The organism is Roseiarcus sp., from assembly GCF_052145395.1.
Lineage (GTDB): Bacteria > Pseudomonadota > Alphaproteobacteria > Rhizobiales > Beijerinckiaceae > Roseiarcus.
In genome coordinates this window covers 1-3,547 of sequence record NZ_JBKQOT010000029.1, presented here as the reverse complement: position 1 = coordinate 3,547, position 3,547 = coordinate 1, and the positions used below count along the sequence as shown (strand labels likewise).

Sequence of the window (3,547 nt, the reverse complement as noted above, 5' to 3'; positions counted from 1 at the left end):
GTTCGCTCCCATTTTGACTGATCAACCTTGACAGTTTTTCGAGAGTTTGTAAATATGCTTACGATCTTGGCGCTTGCTAAAGGGAAAAGTGCCAAGTCGCGGGAGGCGCCTCTTGATGAGCATGGATATCTTTCGCGACGATGCGCTTGCCGAAAAATCGATTCTTGTGACAGGCGGAGGCGGCGGTCTCGGCCTCGAGATCGGCAAAGCCCTCGCAACAAAGGGCGCAAAGGTTCACATCTGCGGCCGCCGCCCACAAGTGCTCGAGGAGGCGGCGAATACGATCTCCGAAGGCGCGGCTGTCCCCGCGTCCCATCATGTCTGCGACGTGCGCGACGCCGATCAGGTGGAGTCCATGATGGACGAAATCTGGGCTGAGGGGCCGCTGACCGGACTCCTCAACAACGCCGCCGCAAATTTCATCGCCCCCACCAAAGACCTCAGTCCGCGCGGCTTTCGCGCCGTGACTTCGACAGTCATGGACGGCAGCTTCCATGCGACGCTCGCCGCAGGAAAGCGATGGATCGCAAATGGTCAGAAGGGGTCGGTCGTCAGCAATCTGGTGACCTGGGTGTGGACAGGATCGGCTTTCGTCGTGCCCTCAGCGATGGCTAAGACCGCCCTCCACGCGATGACCATGTCGCTTGCGGTCGAATGGGGACGTTACGGCATTCGGCTCAACGCCACGGCGCCCGGACCGTTTCCGACCGAAGGCGCGTGGGAGAAGCTGAACCCGATACCGGATGTGTCTTCCTCGGCGACGCGCGCCGACGCGGTGCCTTTCGGGCGGTACGGCCAAATGCAGGAGCTTCAGAACCTCATCATTTTCCTGTTCTCCGACGCGTGCGACTATCTCACCGGGCAGACGATCGCCATTGACGGCGGCCAGCATCTCGCGGGTCCTGCAACTTTCGCGGATCTCACCGCGCTCACCGACGATCAGTGGCGCACGGCGCGCGAGGCCATCGAGCGCTCCACACAGCGCGACAAGGCGCAGCGCGCCGCGGGCGCCCAGTCGGGAACCGACCGATGATCGAACGCTCCCTGTTCACCGAAGAGCACGAGATCTGGCGGGCCTCGGTCCGCCGCTTCGTCGAGGCGGAGATCGTTCCGTATCACGCGAAATGGGAGGAAGAGGGCATCGTTCCCCGCGATCTCTGGCTGAAGGCCGGGGCGCAGGGCCTGCTCTGCTGCACCGTTCCGGAAGAATACGGCGGCCTCGGCCTCGACTATCTCTTCGATGTGGTCGTGTTCGAGGAGCTTTGGCGTGTCGGGGCCAGCGGGCCCGGCTTTCTCATCCATACCGATCTCGTCGCGACCTACATCCTTTCGTTCGGCACCGATGCGCAGAAGCGCGAGTGGCTGCCCAGAATGGTCAAGGGCGAGGCGATCGGATCCCTCGGCATGACCGAGCCCCATGCGGGGAGCGACCTCAAGGCCATTCGGACGCAGGCGCGGCGTGACGGCGACGATTATGTGATCAATGGCCAGAAGGTTTTCATTTCCAACGGCCAGCTCTGCAATGTCATCGTGCTTGCGACGAAGACGGATTCGGGCGCGGGCGCCAGCGGCGTTACGCTCTTCCTTGTGGAGTCGAACCGGCCCGGCTTCACAAGGGGCCGCAATCTCGAAAAGCTCGGCATGAAGGCGCAGGACACCTCGGAGCTGTTCTTCGAGGACGTTCGTATCCCCGCATCGAACATGCTTGGGCCCGCGGGCAAGGGCTTCGCTCTCATGATGACCAAGCTGCCGCAGGAGCGGCTCGCGCAGGCCATCCGCTCAGCGACCGTCACCGAAACGGTCATTGAGTGGACGGCCGACTACACGGCCGGACGCAAGGCGTTCGGTCAGACGATCGCGGACTTTCAGAACACCCAGTACGTGCTTGCTGACCTGAAGGCGCGGGCGACGATGGCGCGCGTTTTTACGGACAAGTGCATCGAGCTCTTCCTGAACGACAAACTCGACGCGGTGGACGCAGCGATGGCGAAGCTGGTGACCTCCGAGCTTCACTGCGAGGCCGTCGACAAGTGCCTGCAGCTGTTCGGCGGCTGGGGCTATATGTGGGAATATCCGATCTGTCGCGCCTATGCCGACGCGCGTGTCGTCAAGATCGCGGGCGGCTCGGTCGAGGTGATGAAGACGATCATCGCGCGCGACATGTTCAAGGGTCGGTTGCCAGCGAGGTCGCCCAGAGGATGAGCAAGCGGCCCCTCACCGAGGGCAAGCCCTCGACGCGCGACCTCAACACTGGACTGCGCTTCGGCTTCCTGATCCACGACGTGTCTCGACTGCGGCGCGTTGCCGTGGACAGGGCGTTGAAGCCATTGGGCATCACCCGCGCGCAGTGGTGGGTTCTGGCCTTTCTCTCCCGTCGGGATGGAATGACGCAGACGGCCCTCGCCGCGGACCTCGATCTCACCAAGGTCGCGATTGGCGGGTTGCTTGATCGCATGGAAAGCGCCGGCTTCGTCGAGCGTCGCGCGGACGAGCACGATGGCCGCGCGCGGCGGGTCTATCTGACCCGCGCGGGATCCAAGATGGTCAGCGCCATCCGAGCAAGCGTCGAAACGGTCGAGATGGAGATCCTCAGCCGCATCTCGAACGCCGAACTCGAACAGGCGATGGAGACGCTTCGAACGCTCAAGGAGACGGTGCTCGAAATGCTCGGCGCCGACGCCGAGAGCAGCGAGAGCGCTGACACCGAAACATTCAGTTGAGAGGAGATCGCTCTTGCGTGGACTGAAGGACAAGGTCGCAGTCGTCACCGGCGGCGGACAGGGAATCGGACGGGCCCTAACCCTCAGGCTTGCGGAAGAAGGCTGCAAGGTCGCCGTCTTCGACCTCAAGCCGGAAGCCGCAAAGGAGACGGAGGCGCTTGCGCCGAAGGGTTTGGTCACGAGCTACGAGCTTGACGTTGGGGACTATGCCGCGGTGGCGGCGGCGGCTGCCAGGGTCGAGGCGGAACTGGGGCCGATCTGGGCGCTCGTCAACAACGCAGGCTGGGACCGCCCCGCCCCGTTCCTCTCGACCGACAAAGCGCTGTGGGACAAGATCGTCCATATCAATCTTTACGGGCCGTTCAATACGCATCATGTGATCGCGCCACTCATGGTGAAGCGCGGCGGCGGCCGCATCATCAACATCGCCTCCGACGCAGCGCGGGTCGGGACGAGCAACGAAGCGGTCTATTCGGCGTGCAAGGGCGGCCTCATCAGCTTCACGAAGTCGGTGGCGCGGGAACTCGCGAGCAAGGGCGTCCTGCTCAACGTCGTCTGTCCGGGGCCCACCAACACGCCGATGATGGCGACGGTGCTCGGCGAAGGCGAGCAAGCGGTCAAGTGGAAGGACGCGATGGTTCGCGGCATCCCGCTGAAACGGATGGGCGAGCCGGAAGACTATGCCGGCATCGTCGCCTTTCTCGCCTCCGACGACGCGTCCTTCATGACCGGACAGACCATTTCGGTCGCCGGCGGCATGAACATGCTCTGAACCTGGAGAAGATCCCGATGACCAACGCCCCCGCGTTCGACGACATTCTCTATGA

General features: G+C 63.2%; 4 protein-coding genes. All 4 read left to right on the top strand.

Annotation, left to right across the window (positions count from 1 at the left end; genetic code table 11):
* Positions 1–127 precede the first annotated feature (127 nt).
* Genes ACLP25_RS00955 through ACLP25_RS00940 form a run of 4 tightly spaced genes read left to right on the top strand, consistent with a single transcriptional unit; the run spans position 128 to position 3,492 of the window.
* Positions 128–1,033, top strand: a complete 906-nt coding sequence (locus ACLP25_RS00955; RefSeq protein WP_442467379.1) for an SDR family oxidoreductase — start codon at positions 128–130, stop codon at positions 1,031–1,033.
* Positions 1,030–2,202, top strand: coding sequence for an acyl-CoA dehydrogenase family protein (locus ACLP25_RS00950; protein WP_442467378.1), 1,173 nt, complete (start codon positions 1,030–1,032; stop codon positions 2,200–2,202). The genes ACLP25_RS00955 and ACLP25_RS00950 overlap by 4 nt, the downstream gene beginning before the upstream one ends.
* Positions 2,199–2,720: a MarR family winged helix-turn-helix transcriptional regulator gene (locus ACLP25_RS00945; protein WP_442467377.1), complete on the top strand. Its 522-nt coding sequence runs from the start codon at positions 2,199–2,201 to the stop codon at positions 2,718–2,720. Before ACLP25_RS00950 ends, ACLP25_RS00945 begins: the two co-directional genes overlap by 4 nt.
* 13 nt (positions 2,721–2,733) lie before the next feature.
* On the top strand, positions 2,734–3,492 hold the full coding sequence (locus ACLP25_RS00940; RefSeq protein WP_442467376.1) for an SDR family oxidoreductase: 759 nt from the start codon (positions 2,734–2,736) through the stop codon (positions 3,490–3,492).
* Positions 3,493–3,547: the final 55 nt, after the last annotated feature.